At 66.7% G+C, this 18,238-nt stretch carries 16 protein-coding genes; 11 read left to right on the top strand and 5 right to left on the bottom strand.

What is annotated here, in order from left to right:
* The first annotated feature begins 4 nt into the window (after positions 1–4).
* From ACP15H_RS06485 to ACP15H_RS06505, 5 genes are read left to right on the top strand one after another with little or no spacing between them, the layout of a single operon-like run.
* Positions 5–1,045: a DUF2066 domain-containing protein gene (locus ACP15H_RS06485; RefSeq protein ID WP_425065381.1), complete on the top strand. Its 1,041-nt coding sequence runs from the start codon at positions 5–7 to the stop codon at positions 1,043–1,045.
* A 23-nt stretch (positions 1,046–1,068) separates the two neighbouring features.
* Complete coding sequence (locus ACP15H_RS06490) at positions 1,069–2,151, top strand: AI-2E family transporter (protein ID WP_425065382.1); 1,083 nt, start codon at positions 1,069–1,071, stop codon at positions 2,149–2,151.
* 8 nt (positions 2,152–2,159) lie between these two features.
* Complete coding sequence (locus ACP15H_RS06495; RefSeq protein WP_425065383.1) at positions 2,160–2,843, top strand: hypothetical protein; 684 nt, start codon at positions 2,160–2,162, stop codon at positions 2,841–2,843.
* A gap of 13 nt (positions 2,844–2,856) precedes the next feature.
* Positions 2,857–3,318: a DUF2147 domain-containing protein gene (locus ACP15H_RS06500; RefSeq protein ID WP_425065384.1), complete on the top strand. Its 462-nt coding sequence runs from the start codon at positions 2,857–2,859 to the stop codon at positions 3,316–3,318.
* A 13-nt stretch (positions 3,319–3,331) separates the two neighbouring features.
* Positions 3,332–4,111, top strand: a complete 780-nt coding sequence (locus tag ACP15H_RS06505; protein WP_425065385.1) for an SDR family oxidoreductase — start codon at positions 3,332–3,334, stop codon at positions 4,109–4,111.
* Positions 4,112–4,115: 4 nt separating this feature from the next.
* On the opposite strand, the gene ACP15H_RS06510 is transcribed toward ACP15H_RS06505, so the two are convergent.
* On the bottom strand, positions 4,116–4,640 hold the full coding sequence (locus tag ACP15H_RS06510; RefSeq protein WP_425065386.1) for a SixA phosphatase family protein: 525 nt from the start codon (positions 4,638–4,640) through the stop codon (positions 4,116–4,118).
* 121 nt (positions 4,641–4,761) lie between these two features.
* Here ACP15H_RS06510 and ACP15H_RS06515 point away from each other — a divergent pair, with 121 nt between their 5' ends.
* Both ACP15H_RS06515 and ACP15H_RS06520 read left to right on the top strand, forming a co-directional pair.
* Positions 4,762–6,921: an RNA degradosome polyphosphate kinase gene (locus ACP15H_RS06515; RefSeq protein ID WP_425065387.1), complete on the top strand. Its 2,160-nt coding sequence runs from the start codon at positions 4,762–4,764 to the stop codon at positions 6,919–6,921.
* A 73-nt stretch (positions 6,922–6,994) separates the two neighbouring features.
* The gene (locus tag ACP15H_RS06520) at positions 6,995–8,500 is read left to right on the top strand and encodes an exopolyphosphatase (RefSeq protein WP_425065388.1); all 1,506 of its coding nucleotides are present in this window, start codon (positions 6,995–6,997) and stop codon (positions 8,498–8,500) included.
* Positions 8,501–8,509: 9 nt separating this feature from the next.
* Here ACP15H_RS06520 and rnd read toward each other — a convergent pair whose 3' ends face one another.
* Entirely contained in the window at positions 8,510–9,667 is a 1,158-nt protein-coding gene (gene rnd / locus ACP15H_RS06525; protein WP_425065389.1) for a ribonuclease D, read from the bottom strand.
* A gap of 124 nt (positions 9,668–9,791) precedes the next feature.
* Between rnd and aspS the strand changes: the two genes are divergently transcribed.
* The gene (gene aspS, locus ACP15H_RS06530) at positions 9,792–11,597 is read left to right on the top strand and encodes an aspartate--tRNA ligase (protein ID WP_425065390.1); all 1,806 of its coding nucleotides are present in this window, start codon (positions 9,792–9,794) and stop codon (positions 11,595–11,597) included.
* An 82-nt stretch (positions 11,598–11,679) separates the two neighbouring features.
* Positions 11,680–12,216 carry a hypothetical protein gene (locus tag ACP15H_RS06535; protein WP_425065391.1) on the top strand — a complete coding sequence of 179 codons (537 nt, stop codon included), beginning with the start codon at positions 11,680–11,682 and terminating at the stop codon, positions 12,214–12,216.
* Here ACP15H_RS06535 and ACP15H_RS06540 read toward each other — a convergent pair.
* Complete coding sequence (locus ACP15H_RS06540; protein WP_425065392.1) at positions 12,176–13,153, bottom strand: 2-hydroxyacid dehydrogenase; 978 nt, start codon at positions 13,151–13,153, stop codon at positions 12,176–12,178. The two genes, ACP15H_RS06535 and ACP15H_RS06540, sit on opposite strands and share 41 nt — an antisense overlap.
* Positions 13,154–13,211: 58 nt before the next feature.
* Between ACP15H_RS06540 and ACP15H_RS06545 the strand changes: the two genes are divergently transcribed.
* Both ACP15H_RS06545 and ACP15H_RS06550 read left to right on the top strand, forming a co-directional pair.
* Positions 13,212–14,126 carry an EipB family protein gene (locus tag ACP15H_RS06545; protein WP_425065393.1) on the top strand — a complete coding sequence of 305 codons (915 nt, stop codon included), beginning with the start codon at positions 13,212–13,214 and terminating at the stop codon, positions 14,124–14,126.
* Complete coding sequence (locus tag ACP15H_RS06550) at positions 14,120–14,923, top strand: EipB family protein (RefSeq protein ID WP_425065394.1); 804 nt, start codon at positions 14,120–14,122, stop codon at positions 14,921–14,923. Before ACP15H_RS06545 ends, ACP15H_RS06550 begins: the two co-directional genes overlap by 7 nt.
* A gap of 14 nt (positions 14,924–14,937) precedes the next feature.
* On the opposite strand, the gene ACP15H_RS06555 is transcribed toward ACP15H_RS06550, so the two are convergent.
* Together ACP15H_RS06555 and ACP15H_RS06560 are read right to left on the bottom strand one after the other, a co-directional pair.
* Positions 14,938–15,843, bottom strand: a complete 906-nt coding sequence (locus ACP15H_RS06555; protein WP_425065395.1) for a hypothetical protein — start codon at positions 15,841–15,843, stop codon at positions 14,938–14,940.
* 97 nt (positions 15,844–15,940) lie between these two features.
* Positions 15,941–18,121 carry a mechanosensitive ion channel family protein gene (locus ACP15H_RS06560; protein ID WP_425065396.1) on the bottom strand — a complete coding sequence of 727 codons (2,181 nt, stop codon included), beginning with the start codon at positions 18,119–18,121 and terminating at the stop codon, positions 15,941–15,943.
* Positions 18,122–18,238: the final 117 nt, after the last annotated feature.

Consider the following 18,238-nt stretch of genomic DNA (forward strand, 5'->3'; position numbering starts at 1 on the left):
TGCCGTGCTCCTGGCGGTCCTCGCCGCAAATGTCGTCCTGGCGCAGTCTCCCGGGGGCACCGGGTATGACGTGACGGGGGTCGACGTGGACGTGAGCGGCGCGGATGCCGTGCAGGCACGGGCACAGGGAATCCGCGAGGCGCGGCGCAAGGCGTTCGGCCTTCTCGTGAACCGCCTGGTGCCCGCGGAAGATCGTGCACGGTTGCCGCAGATCGACGACGCCCAGCTCGAGAACATGGTGCGCGGCATCGAATTCGTGCGCGAACGTCCAGCGCCCGGCCGCTACAGCGCGACCTTGAACGTGGTGTTCGTCCCCGATGCCGTGAAATCGTACCTGAGCGGGGCGGGCGCAAAGATTGTCGAGACCGTGTCGCGCCCGGCCCTCGTGATCCCGCTGTGGAAGGGCCCCGCCGGGTTGGAGGCACTCAACGACCGCAACGCCTGGCGTGAGGCGTGGCAGCAGCTCGACACGGCCGGCAGCGCGGTCCCGGTCACCCTGCTGCGCGGTGATCCGACAGACCAGGGCGTGCTCTCGGCCGAGCAGGCCTATGTCGGCGACGTATCCGCGCTGGCACGACTGAACGAGCGCTATCGGGCGCCGACGATCATCGTGGCCACCGTCGAGGGCGACAAGACCAGCGGCGGCCTCACGGTGCGCGGTATGCGCTACGACACCCAGACGGGCGCCCGCAGCGAGATCCCGCCCATGCCGGTCGCCAGTGCGGCCGACCTGCCGGCGGCGGTGAAGGCGATCCATGCCAAGGCCGATCAGGACTGGCGCGGCATCGGCACGGTGCGGCGCGATTCGCAGGATTCGCTGGACGTCGTCGTGCCGATCCGGGCGCTCAGCGACTGGGTGCAGGTGAGGCAACGGCTCGGGGCGATCCCGTCGGTGAAATCCATGACGGTGAAGTCGCTCGAGTCGGACCGCGCGGAACTGAGACTCGAATTTTTCGGCTCGCCGGAGGAGCTGCAGCGCACGCTTGCCCAGGCGGGCCTGAGCCTGTCCCAGGAGGCGGGGCAGTGGCAGTTGCAAGCGCGTTAGACGCGCATCAGGGAGTCTGACGTATGGGGCAAACCCTCTCGACGGGGCGCTGGGTTTTCTGGGTCGCGGCAGCCGCGATCTTCCTGGTGCTCCTGTGGCTGCTCAGCGACATCCTGCTGCCGTTCGTCGTCGGCATGGTCGTGGCCTACTTCCTCGATCCGGTGGTGGTGCGGTTGCAGCGCGCCGGCCTGTCGCGGGCGATGGCCACCACGGTCGTGACGATCGTGGCGGTGCTGGTGGGCGTGGGCGTGGTGATGGCGATCCTGCCGCCGCTGTTCGGGCAGATCCAGTCGCTGATCACCAGCGCGCCCGAATACATCGTGAAGGCGCTTGGCCGCGTCCAGCCGCTGCTCGAACCGCTGCGTATCAGGCTCGGCCTCGAGCCGCTCAGCCTGCACGACCTGCAGTCCGAGGCGACACAGTGGGCGGGGAAGGGGCTGGCCGTCGCTGGAGGGGTCGCTGGCGCGCTCGCCAAACGCGGCGTGGCGGTCATCAACCTGCTCGGCCTGCTCTTCATCACGCCGGTGGTCACGTTCTACATGCTGCGGGACTGGGAGAAGCTGTTGGCGGCGATCGACGGCGCCCTTCCGCTCGATCAGGCCGACACGATCCGCAAGCTCACCGCCGAATCCAATGCCGCCATCGCCGGTTTCGTGCGGGGCCAGGCCCTGGTCTGCCTGGCCCTGGGCACGTTCTACGGCATCGGCCTCACGCTGGTCGGTCTCCAGTTCGGCCTCGTCATCGGGCTCATCGCCGGCGCCATTTCCTTCGTGCCCTTCGTCGGCACGTTCGTGGGCGGGGTGATGGCGCTCGGCATGGCGCTGGCGCAGTTCCCGCCGGACTGGATCGGTGTCGTCAAGGTCGGGGCGGTGTTCGTGGTCGGCCAGATGCTGGAGGGCAATTTCCTCTCGCCCAAGCTGGTCGGCGATCGCGTCGGGCTGCATCCGGTCTGGATCATGTTTGCGCTTCTGGCCGGCGGCTCGCTGTTCGGCTTCACCGGGGTGCTGATCGCCGTTCCGGTTGCGGCGATCCTCGGCGTGGTCGCCCGCCACTTTATCGCCCGCTATCGCGAGAGCGACCTCTATCGCGGCAGCGCGCCCAGTTGAGCCGGCCCATGGCAAACCAGCTCACCCTGGACCTCGCCCTGCCGCCGCCGACCTACGCCCGGGAAGATTTCGTCGTGGCCGATGGAAACCGCGAGGCCCTGGCGTGGATCGACCGCTGGCCGGACTGGCCGGCGCCGGCCCTGGCGCTGAGCGGCCCGACCGGCTGCGGCAAGACCCATCTCGGGCGCATCTGGGCGGTTCGCAGCGGCGCGACCGTGATGGCCGGCCGCGACCTCGAGGGCAAGAGCGTCGCCGACCTTACCGACCTCGCGGCGGCCTCGCCCGCTATCGTGATCGAGGCGGCCGAGCAGGCGCCCGAGCGCGGTCTCTTCCATCTGTACAATCTCGTGCGCGAGCGCGGCGGCCACATGCTTCTGATCTCCGGTGAACCGCCCGCCCGCTGGTCGATCGCGTTGCCCGACCTCGCCTCGCGGCTGCGGGCCGCGCCGGCCGTCGCGGTCGCGCCGCCGGATGACGAACTGCTGGGCTCGATCATCCTGAAGCAATTGGCGGACAGGCAATTGCACGCGGGCGCGGGCGTCGTGCAGTATCTCGTCTCGCACATGGAGCGATCGGCCGATGCGGCACGGCATGTCGTGGCCGGGCTCGATCGGCGAGCGTTGATCGAGCGGCGCGAAATAGATCGTCGCCTGGCGATGGACGTGTTGGCGGATCTCGCCGGCGCTTCGTGAGAGGGAGGAAGCCATGAAGACGATCCTCGCGGTTTGCGCGCTCAGCCTTCTGGCCTCGGTGGCATCGGCACAGCAGGGGACGGTGATGGGAACCTGGCTCTCGGAGTCGGGCGTGGCCCAGATCAAGATCGGACCCTGCCCGGATGCCGCGGCCGGGCCGCTTTGCGGCTTCGTCGTGAACCTGATCGATCCGAGGGGCCCGGATGGGGCCGCCGTCGCTCCCGATGCCGCCACCGACTACCGCAACGAAAACCCGGCGCTGCGCACCCGCAAGGTGATCGGCATGCCGCTGATCTGGGGATTCAAGAAGGCCGCCGAACCCAACACCTACGAGGACGGCAAGGTCTACAACGGCGAGGACGGCAAGACCTACAGCGCCAACATCAGCCTGCAGCCGGACGGCAGACTGCGTCTGCGCGGGTTCGTCGGGACGCCGATGTTCGGCACGACACAGTTCTGGACACGCGTGAACTAGAGAGGAAACGCAAATGGACATGGGCATCAAGGGCCGCAAGGCCATCGTCTGCGCGGCGAGCAAGGGATTGGGCAAGGGCTGCGCGATGGCGCTGGCGGGCGAGGGCGTCGATCTGGTGATCAACGCGCGCACCAAGTCGGAGCTCGACGCAACGGCGGAGGAGATCAGGACCAAGTACGGCGTGAAGGTCACGGCGGTTGCCGTCGACGTCACGACCGAAGAGGGCCGCAAGCAGGTTCTGGCGGCCTGCCCGGAGCCCGACATCATCGTGAACAACGCCGGCGGCCCGCCGCCGGGCAACTTCCGGGACTGGAACCGCGAGGACTGGATCAAGGCACTCGACGCCAACATGCTGACGCCCATCGAGTTCATCAAGGCGAGCGTCGACGGCATGATGAAGCGCGGCTTCGGGCGCATCGTGAACATCACCTCGAGCTCGGTGAAGGCGCCGATCGACATTCTGGGCCTCAGCAACGGCGCGCGGTCGGGCCTCACGGGCTTCGTGGCCGGCGTCGCGCGCACGACGATCCGTCATGGCGTGACGATCAACGGCCTGCTGCCGGGACCCTTCGACACCGACCGGCTGCGCGGCACGACGAAGGCGCGTGCCGCGAAGGCCGGGCGTACCTTCGAGGAAGAGTACGCCGCGGGCGCCAAGGCGCACCCGGCCGGACGCTTCGGTACCGCCGAGGAGTTCGGCATGATGTGCGCGTTCCTGTGCAGCGTTCACGCGGGCTACATGACCGGCCAGAACATCCTGATGGATGGCGGCCAGTATCCCGGCACCTACTGACGCGTCAGCGCGGGTCGAGATCGCGCGGCCGGACGAAGGCCAGAAGCTCGCAGGTCCCCGGAGCCAGGGCGCTCCAGGGGTCTTGCGGGAAACGGAGCGTGGCCAGGGTCCCGGTCGGATATTTCTCCCAGAGGCGTTGCAGCACCTCGCGCGGCCCCTGTCCGGCCAGGGCGACAGCGAGTTCGCCGATGCCCTCGTTGTGGCCGATCAGCAGTACGGTCTCGAGGTCGTCCGACAGCGCCTGCAGGCGCTCCAGGAGTTCGCTCTCGGAGGCGAGGTAGAGTTGCTTCTCGAGCGAAATCGGCGGGGTGGGACTGCCGAGGCTCTTCACGAGCGGCGCCAGCGTCTGGCGTGTCCGGGCAGCCGTGGAGCACAGGATCAAACCGGGGCGGGGCGCCTTGGCGGCGATGTGGTCGGCCATCGCCCGGGCCGCGCGCTCGCCGCGATCGTTGAGGGGCCGATCGTGATCGCTCTGCTGCGGCGTGTTCCAGGCGGATTTTGCGTGGCGCAGGAGGAGAATGTTCTTCACGCCCGTCATTCCAATAAATCCAACAGGAACAATGGTTTAGTTAATTGCCATGACAGGGTCATGTGGAGACGCTACCGTTCCTGTGCATAATTTCAGGGAGAGTGCCCCGCACGGGGTTCACATGGACGCGCTCAACTCCGCCGATCCGGCTTCGCTCGAAATACCACCCGATAGCCCCCGACGCTTCATCAATCGTGAACTGTCGTGGCTGGCCTTCAACACCCGCGTGCTGGAGGAGGCGACGAACAAGCGCCATCCGCTGCTGGAACGGGTGCGCTTCCTGTCGATTTCGGCGGCGAACCTCGACGAGTTCTACATGGTCCGGGTCGCGGGTCTGGTCGACATGCTGCAGACGCGGTCGACGATGCTGAGCGATGACGGCATGACGCCGGCTGAGCAACTGGTGGCGATCCGCGAGCGCGCCTCCACGCTGATGGCCCATCAGCAGGACGTCTGGGCGTCGCTGCAGGACGATCTGCGCGAAGCGGGCATCGCCGTGCTGGACGCGGGTGAGCTCACGGAGGCGGAGCGGAGCTGGCTCGATACCTATTTCATCGACCAGGTCTTCCCGATCCTCACGCCGCTGGCGATCGACCCAGCGCACCCGTTTCCGTTCATTCCCAATGGCGGGTTCTCGGCGATCCTGAAGCTGCAGCGGCGTGACGATCGCCGTCCGCTGATGGCGCTGCTTCCGTTGCCGCCGCAGGTCGACCGCTTCGTGCGGTTGCCGGGGCCGGACATCCGCTTCCTGCCGCTCGAAGATCTGATCGACATCTATCTGCCGCGTCTGTTCCCCGGTTACGATGTCATCGAACGCGCGTTCTTCCGCGTGATCCGCGACAGCGACGTCGAGATCAACGAGGAGGCCGAGGACCTCGTCCTGCTCTATGAGAGCGCGCTGAAGCGCCGCCGCCGCGGCGACCTGATCTCCATCTCGGTCAACAGCGCCATGCCGGCCGAGCTGCGCGACTTCCTGTTCGACCAGCTGGAGATCCCGGAGCAGACCCAGACCGTCCATGTCTTCCACCTCGACCGCATGCTGAACATCGGCGACGTGAAGGCGGTGATTGTCGACGACCGGGCCGACCTCAAGTTCGAGCCCTACAATGCGCGCTTTCCCGAGCGTATCCGCGATTTTGGCGGCGACTGCTTTGCGGCGATCCGCGCGAAGGACATCGTCGTCCATCATCCCTACGAGAGCTTCGACGTCGTGGTGCAGTTCCTGCGCCAGGCGGCGCGCGATCCCGCGGTCGTGGCGATCAAGCAGACGCTGTACCGGACGAGTGCCGATTCGCCGATCGTGAAGGAGCTGATCGCGGCGGCAGAGGCGGGCAAGACCGTGTCGGCGCTGGTCGAACTCAAGGCGCGCTTCGACGAAGAGGCCAACATCCGCTGGGCGCGCGATCTAGAGCGCGCCGGCGTGCAGGTGGTCTACGGTTTCATCGACCTCAAGACGCACGCCAAGGTCTCGATGGTGGTCCGCCGCGAGGCGCAGTCGATCCGCACCTACGTGCATTTCGGCACCGGCAACTATCACCCGATCACCGCGCGCATCTACACCGACCTGTCGTTCTTCACCTGCGATCCCGCGATGTGTCGCGATGCGGCGCGCCTGTTCAACTACATGACCGGCTATGCGCGCCCCGAGCAGATGGAGAAGATCGCGTTCGCACCGGTGACGTTGCGGCCGACCCTCTACAGCCTGATCGATGCCGAGATCGCCAACGCCAAGGCGGGCAAGCCGGCGGCGATCTGGGCCAAGCTCAACTCGCTGGTGGATGGCGCGTTGATCGATCGCCTCTATGCGGCGTCCGGCGCCGGCGTCCAGATCGACCTGGTCGTGCGCGGCATCTGCTGCCTCAGGCCCGGCGTTCCGGGTCTCAGCGAGCATATCCGCGTCAAGAGCATGGTCGGCCGGTTCCTGGAGCATGCGCGCATCATCTGCTTCGGTAACGGCCGGGCGTTGCCCTCGCTCGAGGCCAAGGTCTTCCTGTCCTCGGCCGACTGGATGCCGCGCAATCTCGACCGGCGTGTCGAGCTCCTTTGCCCGGTGGAGAACCAGACCGTTCGCGAGCAGGTCCTCGACCAGATCATGGTGGCCAACCTGAAGGATGACGGCCAGAGCTGGCTGATGTCACAGGACGGTAACTATCACCGGCCGCAGACCGGCAAGGAACCCTTCATCGCGCACCACTACTTCATGACGAACCCGTCGCTCTCCGGGCGCGGCAGCGCGCTGAAGTTGAGCGGTGCGGTGCCGCGACTGGTTCTGAGCTCCTGAGCGGGCCAGCGGCGTCGGGTCGCGCCCATTGCGGCGCTGCAATCCGCCGCGGTTTCGGCTAGAGGGAGCGCACATGGACGGCCATCCGACCACGGGCGCCACCGCCTCGCACAACCCTCTCCGAAAGGGCCGCGTTGGCATCATCGACGTCGGCTCGAATTCGATCCGACTCGTCGTCTACGAGCGCGCGAGCCGTGCGCCGTTGCCGGTTTTCAACGAGAAGGTCCTGTGCGGGCTGGCACGCGGCCTCGACGCGACCGGGCGCCTCAATCCCGAAGGCGTCGAGATGGCGTTGGCCAACATCGACCGCTTTGCGACGCTGGCCCACAACATGAAGGTCACGTCGCTCGACCTGCTTGCAACCGCCGCCGTGCGCGATGCGGCCGACGGCGCCGATTTCATGAGGGAGCTGGCGAGTCGTCCGGGCATCGTTGCGCATACGGTGAGCGGCCAGGACGAGGCACGCTACTCGGGCTACGGCGTGATGTGCGGCATGCCCGGTGCCGAGGGCGTCATGGGCGACCTGGGCGGCGGCAGTCTCGAACTGGCGTCGCTCTCCCAGGGGCGTCTCGGCTCTTCGACCACGCTGCCGGTGGGACCTCTGCGCCTCATGTCCTCCGGCAAGGGCGATCCCCGCAAGGCCGTCGTCGATGCGATCGAGGGCGTGCGCTGGCTGCGTGAGGAGCCGGGCAAGGTCTTCTATGCGGTCGGCGGGGCGTGGCGTGCTTTTGCCCGGTTGCACATGGAGCAGGCGGGCTACCCGCTGCACATCATCCACCAGTACGAGATTCCCGCCGACGAGGCACGGGCGGTGGCGCGGCTGATCGCCGTGCAAAGCCCCAAGTCGCTGGAAAAAATGCCGGGCGTCTCGCGTCGTCGGGTCGACACCCTGCCGCTCGCCTGCCTGGCGCTCGACCGGCTGCTGGCCGTCCTGAAGCCCAAGACCGTCGTCTTCTCGGCCTTCGGCCTGCGCGAGGGTTTCTATTATTCGCGACTGAGCGAGCAGGAGCGGGCTCGTCATCCCTTGATCGCCTTCGCCGAGGAGCAGGGCGAGAGCTGGCACCGGTTCGATCTCTCGCCGCAAGAAATCTTCGACTGGCTGTCGCCGGTCTTTGCCGGCGAGAGCGAGAGCGAGCGGATCCTGCGCACGGCCGCCTGCCACCTCAGCGACATTTCATGGGACGACCATCCCGACTATCGCGCCGACCAAGCCTATTTCCGCGTGCTGCACCTGCCGGCGCCGGGGATGAGCCACCGCGAGCGCGCCATCCTCGCGATGACGCTCACCTATCGCTACAAGAGCGACCCCAAGGCGGCGATGATCGACACGGCATTGCGCCTGACCGACAGCAAGGGCCGCAGCTTCGCCCGGCGTCTCGGCGCCTGCCTGCGGCTTGCCTACAATCTGAGCGGCGGCGCTCCCGGCCTGCTGCCGCAACTGCAGCTTCGCCGGACGGAGCGGGAGCTGCGGTTGCTGGTGCCGACGGCGCTCAAGAGGAGCCTGGGAGACGTCACCGCGCGACGGCTGGAGACGGCCGCCCAGGCCTTCGAACTCAAGCCGATGATCGTGTCGGCCTAGATTTGGGGATCAGGACGACGGCTTGAGCTGGATCAGTTTCGGCTGGTCCCCGTTCAGCGCCAGCGCCAGCCGGCCCTCGATCAGGTCCACGGCGTCCGCCCCGAACACCTCCTGTCGCCAGCCCTTGAGGGCCGCGATGTCGCGTTGGCCGGCGGCCAGCCGGTCCAGCTCGTCGGCGCTCGCCACCAGGCGGCCCGCCACGCCGGCCTGCTCGGCCTTCAGCCGCAGCAGCGTGCGCAGGAGGTCGACGATGGCACCGGGCGCCCGGATCTGTTCGGGCGCCTTGTCGCGGACCGGCAGTTCCGACTCGGGCAGCGCCCGGGCGCGTTCGATGGCTTCCATCAGTTCGCGGCCCTGCCAGCCTTCCGCGAAGCCGCGGCCCAGGCCGCGCGTCGCGGCGAGTTCCTCGATCGACTTCGGGGCATGGGCCGCGATCTCGAGCAACTGCTCGTCACGCACGAGGCGCTGGCGGGGAATGTCGATGCGCTGCGCGGTCCGCTCGCGCCACGCCGCAACCTCCTTCAGGATCGCCATGACGCGCGGGGAGGCCCCGCGGGGTTTCAGCCGGCGCCAGGCCTGCTCGGGATCGGCGCGATAGATCGCCGGATCGTTCAGGATCGCCATCTCCTCGGAGATCCAGGACAGCCGCCCGGTCTTGTCGAGCTGCTTCTTCAGCTTCTCGTAGACGACCCGCAGGTGGGTGACGTCCGAGAGCGCGTAGGTGATCTGACGCTCGCTGAGCGGGCGGCGGCTCCAGTCGGTGAACCGGCTCGACTTGTCGATCTTGGCCTTGGCAAGACGTGTCGCGAGCGATTCGTAGGAGGCGGCCTCGCCGTGGCCGCAGACCATGGCGGCGACCTGAGTGTCGAACAGCGGGCCCGGCACCTTCTGAAGGCGCAAATAGAAGATCTCCAGGTCCTGGCGGGCCGCATGGAAGACCTTGAGGACCTTGGGGTTGAGCATCAGCTCGTCCAGCGGGGCGAGATCGATGCCCTCGGCCAGCGTGTCGATCGCGGCCGCGTCGTCGGGGCCGGCGACCTGGGCCAGGCAGAGCTTGGGCCAATAGGTCCGCTCACGCATGAACTCGGTGTCGACGGCGACAAACTCGGTATCGGCGAGGGGCTTGCAGAATGCCGCCAACTCGTCAGTCGTGGTGATGAGCTTCATTGGGGACGATCTATAGACCCCGCGGCGCCTTCGGCAAAGTTGTCGTGAGCGGGAACCGGCCATTCCCTTGACTTGCCTCGGCTTTCGGTGCCTTTTGCCGGGCCTCCAAACCCGGAAAAACGTAATGTCTTCAGTCTACCGAACCCATACGTGCGGCCAGCTGCGGCCCGAGCATGTCGGCCAGCCGGCCCGTCTGTCAGGCTGGGTGCAGCGCAAGCGCGACCATGGCAACCTGCTGTTCATCGACCTGCGCGACCATTACGGCGTGACCCAGGTGGTGGTGGACGTGTCCAGCCCGGTCTTCAAGGCCGCCGAGGCCGTTCGCACCGAAAGCGTGATCACGGTGTCGGGCAAGGTGGTGGCCCGCGAGGCCTCGACCGTCAACGCCAAGCTGTCGACCGGCGCCGTCGAGCTCGATGCGGCCGATCTGATCGTACAGTCCATGGCCGATCCGCTGCCGATCCCGGTCTACCAGGAAAACGACACCACGCCGGAGGAGCTGCGGCTCAAGTACCGCTTCCTCGATCTGCGCAAGGAAAAGCTGCACAAGAACATCATTCTGCGCAGCCAGGTGATCGCCAGCCTGCGCCGTCGGATGATCGACCAGGGCTTCACCGAGTTCCAGACGCCGATCCTGACGGCCGACAGCCCCGAAGGCGCGCGCTCCTACCTCGTGCCGAGCCGCCTGCATCCGGGCAAGTTTTATGCCCTGCCGCAGGCGCCGCAGATGTTCAAGCAGCTCCTGATGGTGTCGGGCTTCGACCGCTACTTCCAGATCGCGCCCTGTTTCCGCGACGAGGATGCTCGCGCCGACCGTTCGCCAGGCGAGTTCTACCAGCTCGATTTCGAGATGAGCTTCGTCACCCAGGACGACGTGTTCGAGGCGATCGAGCCGGTGCTGGGCGGCGTTTTCCAGGAGTTCGCGTCGTTCAACCGCGAGACGCCGCGCAAGGTTTCGGCCTTCCCGTTCCCGCGCATCCCGTTCGCCGAGGCGCTTCTGAGCTTCGGCACGGACAAGCCCGACCTGCGCAACCCGCTGCGCATCTACGAGGTGGGCGAGGTCTTCGCCGGCTCCGACTTCAAGGTGTTCGCCGGCATCGTGGCCAAGGGCGGCGTGGTCCGTGCGATCCGGGCACCGAAGGCCGCCAGCCAGCCGCGCAGCTTCTTCGACAAGCTGAACAGCTGGGCCCAGGGCGAGGGCAAGCCGGGGCTCGGTTACATCACGCTGGAGAACGGGGCCGGGAAGGGCCCGATCGCCAAGTTCGTGGCCGACGAGCGTCTGGCCAAGCTGAAGGAGCTGACCGGTGCCGAGGATGGCGACTCGGTGTTCTTCGTCGCCGACACGGCCGACACCGCCTGGAAGTTCGCCGGCCAGGCGCGGACCAAGATCGGCCAGGAGCTGGGCGTGATCGACGAGGACCAGTTTGCGCTGTGCTGGGTCGTCGACTTCCCGATGTTCGAATACGACGACAAGCTGAAGAAGATCGACTTCAGCCATAACCCGTTCTCGATGCCGCAGGGCGGGCTCGAGGCGCTGGAGACGCAGGACCCGCTCACCATCAAGGCCTGGCAGTACGACATCGTCTGCAACGGCATCGAACTGTGCTCGGGCGCGATCCGGAACCACAAGCCGGACATCATGTACAAGGCGTTCGGCATCGCAGGCTACAGCAAGGAAGAGGTCGAGGCGCGGTTCGGCGGCATGCTGAACGCGTTCAAGTTCGGCGCCCCGCCGCACGGCGGCGCCGCCCCGGGCGTCGACCGCATCGTGATGCTGCTGGCCGATGAGCCGAACATCCGCGAGATCATTACCTTCCCGATGAACCAGTCGGCGGTGGATCTGATGATGGATGCCCCGGCCGAGGTGCCGGCCGAGAAGCTGCGCGAGCTGCATATCGGGCTGCGCCTGCCGCCAGCCCGCAAGGACTAGGTCCGGCACCAGGAGTGCAAATTGACCGGGTTGGCAAAGTCCAGTACGGTCAATGAGTTATAGTCTTTTCATAAAGAAGATTATGAGCTCATTTCAGCTCTCCTGGTTCCTGCTGCCGCTGGTGGCGGGAATGCCTCTCCTGACGAGTGCCTGCGGGGTGCCCGTCGCCGTTTCGGCGGCGAGCTACGCGGCCGATGGCGGCATGCTTGCGGCCTCGGACAAGACGTCGACCGACCACGTGTACTCAGTGGTGACCAAGCAGGATTGCGCGATCTGGCGCATCTTCCGGGGCCGGCAGATCTGCACGGCCCGTGTCGACGGCAAGGATCCTTATAACACGGACTATACCGAGCCTCAGCGCTCGGTCTCTGAGAGCGGTGTCGAGTATTCCGCGCCACTTCGTCCGGCCTCCGACGCGCCGGCCGTGAGCTGGGATGCTGCCGCCTACAAGACCACACCGCCCCCGCCTCCCGCGGCGGAAGGGCCGATGACGGCGACCGTCGAGCCGGCCAAGCCGGTCGCGGCCGCGCCGTCGGCGGCGGCCAAATCCAAGAAGGCGAAGACGGTCCAGCGCTCGGCTAAGAAGCCCTTACGAGGTCCGGCGGCGTCTGCCCCCTGAGCAGGAAGGCCTCGAGATTGTCGAGCGCCTTGAAGCCCATCGCATTGCGCGTCTCGACCGTGGCCGAGCCCATATGAGGCAGCAGGAACGCGTTCTCGAGGCCGTAGTAGCCCTGGTGCAGCCGGGGCTCGCCGTCGAACACGTCGAGGCCGGCCGAGGCGAGATGACCGCTCTTCAGGGCGGCGATCAGGGCCTCGTCATCCACGACGCCGCCACGGGCCGTGTTCACCACGATCGCGCCTTTGGGCAGCCTGGCGATGCGCTCGGCATTCACCCACTTGGCGGTCGCGGGCGTCATCGGCGCATTGATCGACAGGAAGTCGCAATGCGGCAGCATGTCGTCGGGATTGGCGTGGAACACCGCGCCCTTCTCGAGGTCGGGCGCCAGCCGGCTGCGGTTGGAGTAGTGGATCTGCATGCGGAAGGCGCGCGCGCGGTCGGCCGTCGCCTGGCCGATACGACCCATGCCGAGGATACCCAGTCTCTTGCCCGTAACTTGGGTGCCCATGAGCTGCGTCGGCGTCCAGCCGACCCAGTTGTGGGTCCGCAGCATCGTTGCGCCCTCGTGCGCCCGCCGCGCAGCGCCCAGCAGGCAGAGCATCGTGATGTCGGCGGTTGCGTCGGTCAGCACGTCGGGCGTGTTGCTGACCACGATGTTGCGCCTGGCCGCCGCGGCCACGTCCACATGCTCGTACCCGACGGAGAAGGTGGCGATCATGCGCACCGAGGCGGGCAGGGCGGCGATGGTCGCAGCATTCAGCGCGTCGCCGGCAGCGCACATGATGCCGTCGAAGCCTACGGACGCTTGGGCCAGCGCCGGGCCGTCGTAAAGTCGATCCTCGGGATTGAGCAGCGCGTCGAAATTTTCTGCCAGACGGGCCTCGACGTCGGGCGGGAAGTGCCGGGTGGCGATAACCCGGGGCTTGGCTTTGCTCATTGACGATATCCTCCCTGTGCAGCCCTGACGCAGGCGATCATTCTGGTATTCCGCGCGCATGGATATTACGCTTGTCCGTCCGGCTACAAGGCCTAGGCGCTCAAGCCATCGTCAGTTGACCACGTATAGTATTCGCCGTCCTCGCGTCCAAACAGCGGTCGTCCTCGCTGCCGTCGCCGTTCTGCTGTTGCTGGGCCTGTGGATAAGCGGCGCCCGGGCGCAACAGGCGGAGCAGCCGCTCGTGCCGCATCGTGCGACGTACGACATGAAATTGTCGGTGGCACGTCCCAACAGCGGGATCGTGGAGGTGAGCGGGCGCATGGTGCTCGAGACCGTCGAGGCCTGCGAGGGTTGGGAGGTCAAGCAGCGGATCAAGCTGACGTTCCTGCGCAACGACGGGGATGAGTTCACGACCGATTCGAGCTTCACGAGCTACGAGACCAAGGACGGCCTCTCGCTGCGGTTCAGCGTGCGCAACATCCAGGACAACGAAGTCGAGGAGGAGTTGCGGGGCAATGCCGATCTCGATGCGCCGGGCGCCAAGGGGCGGGCGAGTTTCACGCTTCCGGAGGCGCGGAGCTTCGAGCTTCCGGCGGGGACCCTGTTCCCGACGACGCATCTCGCGCTGATCCTTCGCCACGCCCGCGACGGCGACAAATCGGCGTCCTATCTGGTGTTCGACGGCGCGCGTCTCGACGGGGCCTTCCAGGTGAATGCGGTGATCGGCAGACCGCCGCGGCAGACCGGTGCGCCGGTGGTGCGCGGCGACGTGGGGCTCCTGCGCAACCAACCCGCATGGAGCGTGCGGTTCGCCTTCTTCGCCACCGGTGACCAGGGCGCCCATCCGGAGTACGAATTGGCCCTCGACTTGCTGGGTAACGGCATCGCCCGCTCGATGCTGTTGGACTACGGTGACTTCGCCGTGGATTCCCGTCTCGTTCAACTTCAAGCCCTGCCGAGGCCACGATGCTGATCCGTCCCCTGCTTGTCCCCGTTGCCGGCCTTGTCCTCCTGGCGTCTCCGGCGACGGCGCAGGAGATGGTGCCTCATCGGGCCGTTTATGAAGTCGCCGCGATCGAGAACGGCAAGCCGACGGGCAATACGCCAGGCACCTACGCCTACGAACTGAAGCTCACGTGTGACGGCTACGTGATTTACCAGCGTCTTCGCCTGGAGACCGCCGGCCAGCGCTCAGATGTGGTGAGCGAGCAGCAGACGCAGATGACCGAGAGCAAGGATGGCCGGAAGCTGACCTTCGAGCATCGCTCCGTCACGGGTGGCAAGCAGACCAGCCTGCTGAAGGGCGAGGCGACCATGTCCGACGATGGCACCGGAGAGGCGCGTTTCAGCGATCCTCCGAACCAGACGGTTGCCCTGCCCGCCGGAACGCTGTTCCCGGTCGCCATCGCGCGCGCAACCATTCGCGCCGCAAAGGCCGGCGAGAACGGCATCGATGCGCCGTTCTTCTTCGGCGACAAGGTGAAGCCGCCCCAGCGGGTCAATGCCGTCATCGGCAAGGTGCCGCGGCGGCTGGCCGACGTGAAGATCCCGGAAGGGGCCGAGGAGCTGGTCGACGGCCGCACCCGCATCTACTACCGCGCCGGGTTCTTCGACACCGACGCCAAGGGTCAGGGCGAACCGGCCTTCGAGATGAGCAGCGTCACGCTGGACAACGGCATCGAACTCTACGGCACCCACGAGCAGGGCGAGGGCGGCATCGAATACCGCATCACCCGCCTGGAGGCGCTCCCCAAGCCCGAGTGCAAGTAGCCGGGCGGGCGCCCCTAGAAGCGAATGCTGAAGCCGATGAGCGGGCCGTGCAGGATCAGGTCGATGCCCTGGGTATCGAGGCCTGAGCCGGTGGTATAGCTCGTCGAGAGGGCGCGATAGCCCAGGGTGGCGCCGAGGGCGTAGCCCTGACGCTGCCAGGAGTAGGTGTAGGCCGCGACGGCCTGCCAGGCGAAGACGCTGCCCAGGCCGAACCCACCGACGTCACCACGAATGAAGACGTTCTGACCCGGTGCAAACTGGTGACGCAGGCGCAGGCCCACGACCGGATCGATCCATTGGAGAGTGCCGGAGCGGGCGGTGGCCAGCCCGAACGAGCGCTCGAAGCCCATATTGTAGAGATCGGCGGTGATCGTCGCGCCGAGGTTGGCGGTGACGGAATTGTTCCAGTATCGGAAACCCAGCAGGGCATCCAACGCCGTGAACGAACCCTCGCTGGGAGCCCAGCGCTTGAGTTCGTAGAGCCCGCCCACCTCGACGATGGTCATCGTATAATTGGCTTGGGCGTTGGCGACGCCGGAGACGGTGAGCTGCGGCAGCGGATTGCGATAGCGCGCGGCGGACTTGGAGAAACCGAGGCTCGACCAGACGAGATCGCCATAGACGCTGACCGGGCCCTTGCCGGCCTCCAGGTAGCCGTTGAAGGCCGCCACCGAACTGCTGTTGTTGATGACGTCGAAGAAGCCGGCATTGATGTCGACGGTCTGGCCCTTGGCCGTCACGTTTCCGCTCACGCTCGTCAGCCAGCCATAGGCCGTCGCATTGAAGCGCCAGCCGTCAGCTTCCACTTCCTCGGCCTGCGCCACGCCTGACGGGAGCAGGCCGGAAAGCGCGACGGCGAGCGCCGCGCCAGCCCACCGCCGGCGTGCCGGCACCGCGCGGTACTCTGTTTCAGTGTTCATTCGAGAGACTTTCTCTGAAAGGGACCGTCCGACGCGGGCCGGCCTCCCTGCCTGGGTGCTTGTTCGGCGTTGATACCGCCCCCCCCCTGGGATCACCTCAGCTTGCGGCAGCCTTCGGCATGTCCGCGGCCACTGCGTCGACGGGCGTGTCGGAAGCCGACGGGGCGACCTGGCCCGGGTTGACGCTGGCGGTCGTCGTGTGAAGCACCACTGCAGCGCCTTCCTTGGCGAACTCGATCCCGAGGGTCGGCAGCGTGTTGAACATGCGCTTGATGGCTTCGCGCTGGATTGCGGCCGGATTGCCCGGCTTGGCCGTGAACTTGAAGCGCACCAGCAAGGCGTTGTCGGTAATGTCGGCCACGCCCTGCATCTTGAAGGGAGCCAGGATATCCGCCTTGATTGCCGGTATCTCCATCATGTCGGCTCCGATCTTCTTCGCCGCCTTGCGCAGTTTCTCGATGTCCGTGTCGCGGGCGAAACGGAGATTGAATTTCGTCGTGATCCAGTCGCGGCTGAAGTTGGTGATCTGGCCGAGCTGGCCGAACGGGATCGTATGGACCTGGCCATTCTGGTGGCGCAGCTTGATCGAGCGCAGGGTGAAGCCTTCGACCGTGCCCTTGGCCTTTCCGCAGTCGATGTACTCGCCGACCCGGAAAGCATCGTCGGTCAGGTAGAAGATGCCCGAGACGATGTCCTTCACCAGCGTCTGGCTGCCGAAGGAGATGGCGATGCCGAACACCGAAGCACCGGCGATCAGCGGCGTGATGTTCACGCCGAAATCGTCGAGCGCGACCATGATCGCCACCAGGGCGATCAGGACGGCCGCGCTCCTGCGCAGCAGCGGCATCATGGTGCTGATGCGCGAGGCGGGTGAGGCGGCCGCGTCTCCATCGGCGATGGCCTCGGCCGCGCTCTTGTTCTTCACACCCATGTAGGGGTCGGTCACGAACTTGAGCAGTTCCCACAGCACGAACGCCAGGAACAGGGTGAAGCCTGCCGTGCGCGAGGAGGTCGTGATGTGGGCCCACTCGTCTTCGCTCACGAGAGCGAACACTTCGACGACCCAGCTCTGGGCGATCATCACAGCGGCGGCGATGATGATCGCGACGCGGACGCAGCGCGCCACGATGTCGGGCAGGGTGGTCGTCGTTCTGCCCGCCTTGTGGCTCGCGATCAGCGAGTCGAGCCGGCGTACGACGGCCTGCATGAGGGTCTCGAAGATCAGGATGCCGACAACGATGGTGAGCGTCAGCAGCATGGCGCTGGCGACGTGCGCCCGTTCCGCAATGGCCCCATAGATCTGTGTGGCGCCGAGTGCCAGGAAGAAGGCCGTGGCGAGGGGCACCCACTTGCGCCCGATGGCGCCGATGACCGGTGCGAGCGTCCCGAGGCCGACGAACCATTGCCGCGCGGCCTCGCGGGATCGCAGGACCAGCCAGAGGAAGGCACAGACGTAGGCCACAGCCCCGACGACCTGATAGGCGATCATCGCTTCGTGAGGCGTGCCGATCGCAACCAGGACCTGGCCGAGAATGCGGCCGAGGATGATCACGAACATGACAGCCGCGATTCGCAGGTACATCCCGCGGGCGTCCTGGTCGAGCACATCACAGAGCCGTGCCGCCTTCAGATTCGGCTGCAGGATGATGCGGAACACCAGCATGTAGAGGCGCCAGGAGAAGATACCCGTCAGCACCGCGGCCGCGAGCTTGTCCTGGCCCGTCGGACCCGTAAACCAGGCACCGACGGCGCCATGGCAGATGACCCAGACGGCAAGGACGCCGAGGCCGTCGATGAGGGCCAGGGCGGAGACATGCGCCAGCGAACGCAGCCCGAATTCGGGGCCGGCGTCGCTCGACAGCCGGATCCGAAGCCGCTGTGTCAGCAGTCGAAGGACCGCCTCCGCGGCCAGCGCGGCCATCGCGACAGCTCCGAGCAGGAGCAGGAAGGTCGATGCGCCGCGGCCGCCATGGGCGCTGCGATCGAGCAGGCTCGGAATACTTGAGATCTTCTCTCCGAGGACGGGCAGGGCGGCCGGCACGTGGCTGGCCTTTTCGAGGAAGATGCCGAACTCGTCAGGCCGATCCTTGATCGATGTCACCACGACCTTCGGGCCGGGCGGCGGCCCCTTGCTCGACTTGGACTTGCTGGCGGCAGCGGGTGCCGGCGCCGTTGCAGGTGCTGCCGCGGGAGCGGTCGTTACCCCTTCCGCCTTCAGCTTCTCCGTCACCGAATCGCTGATCGCATCGACGAGGCTGTTGAACTGTTCCTGGGTCATTCCCGGCGGAGGCGCGGCGGAAGTTTGGGCACTTGCGTAAGTGCAACTGGCGATCAAAGCGGCCAGGGCGATTCCGACAGAGCGCAACAGGGACATGCAAAACTCACGCGACGAGAA

Origin of the sequence: Reyranella sp. (assembly GCF_965249915.1) — a bacterium.
Classification (GTDB): Bacteria; Pseudomonadota; Alphaproteobacteria; order Reyranellales; family Reyranellaceae; genus Reyranella.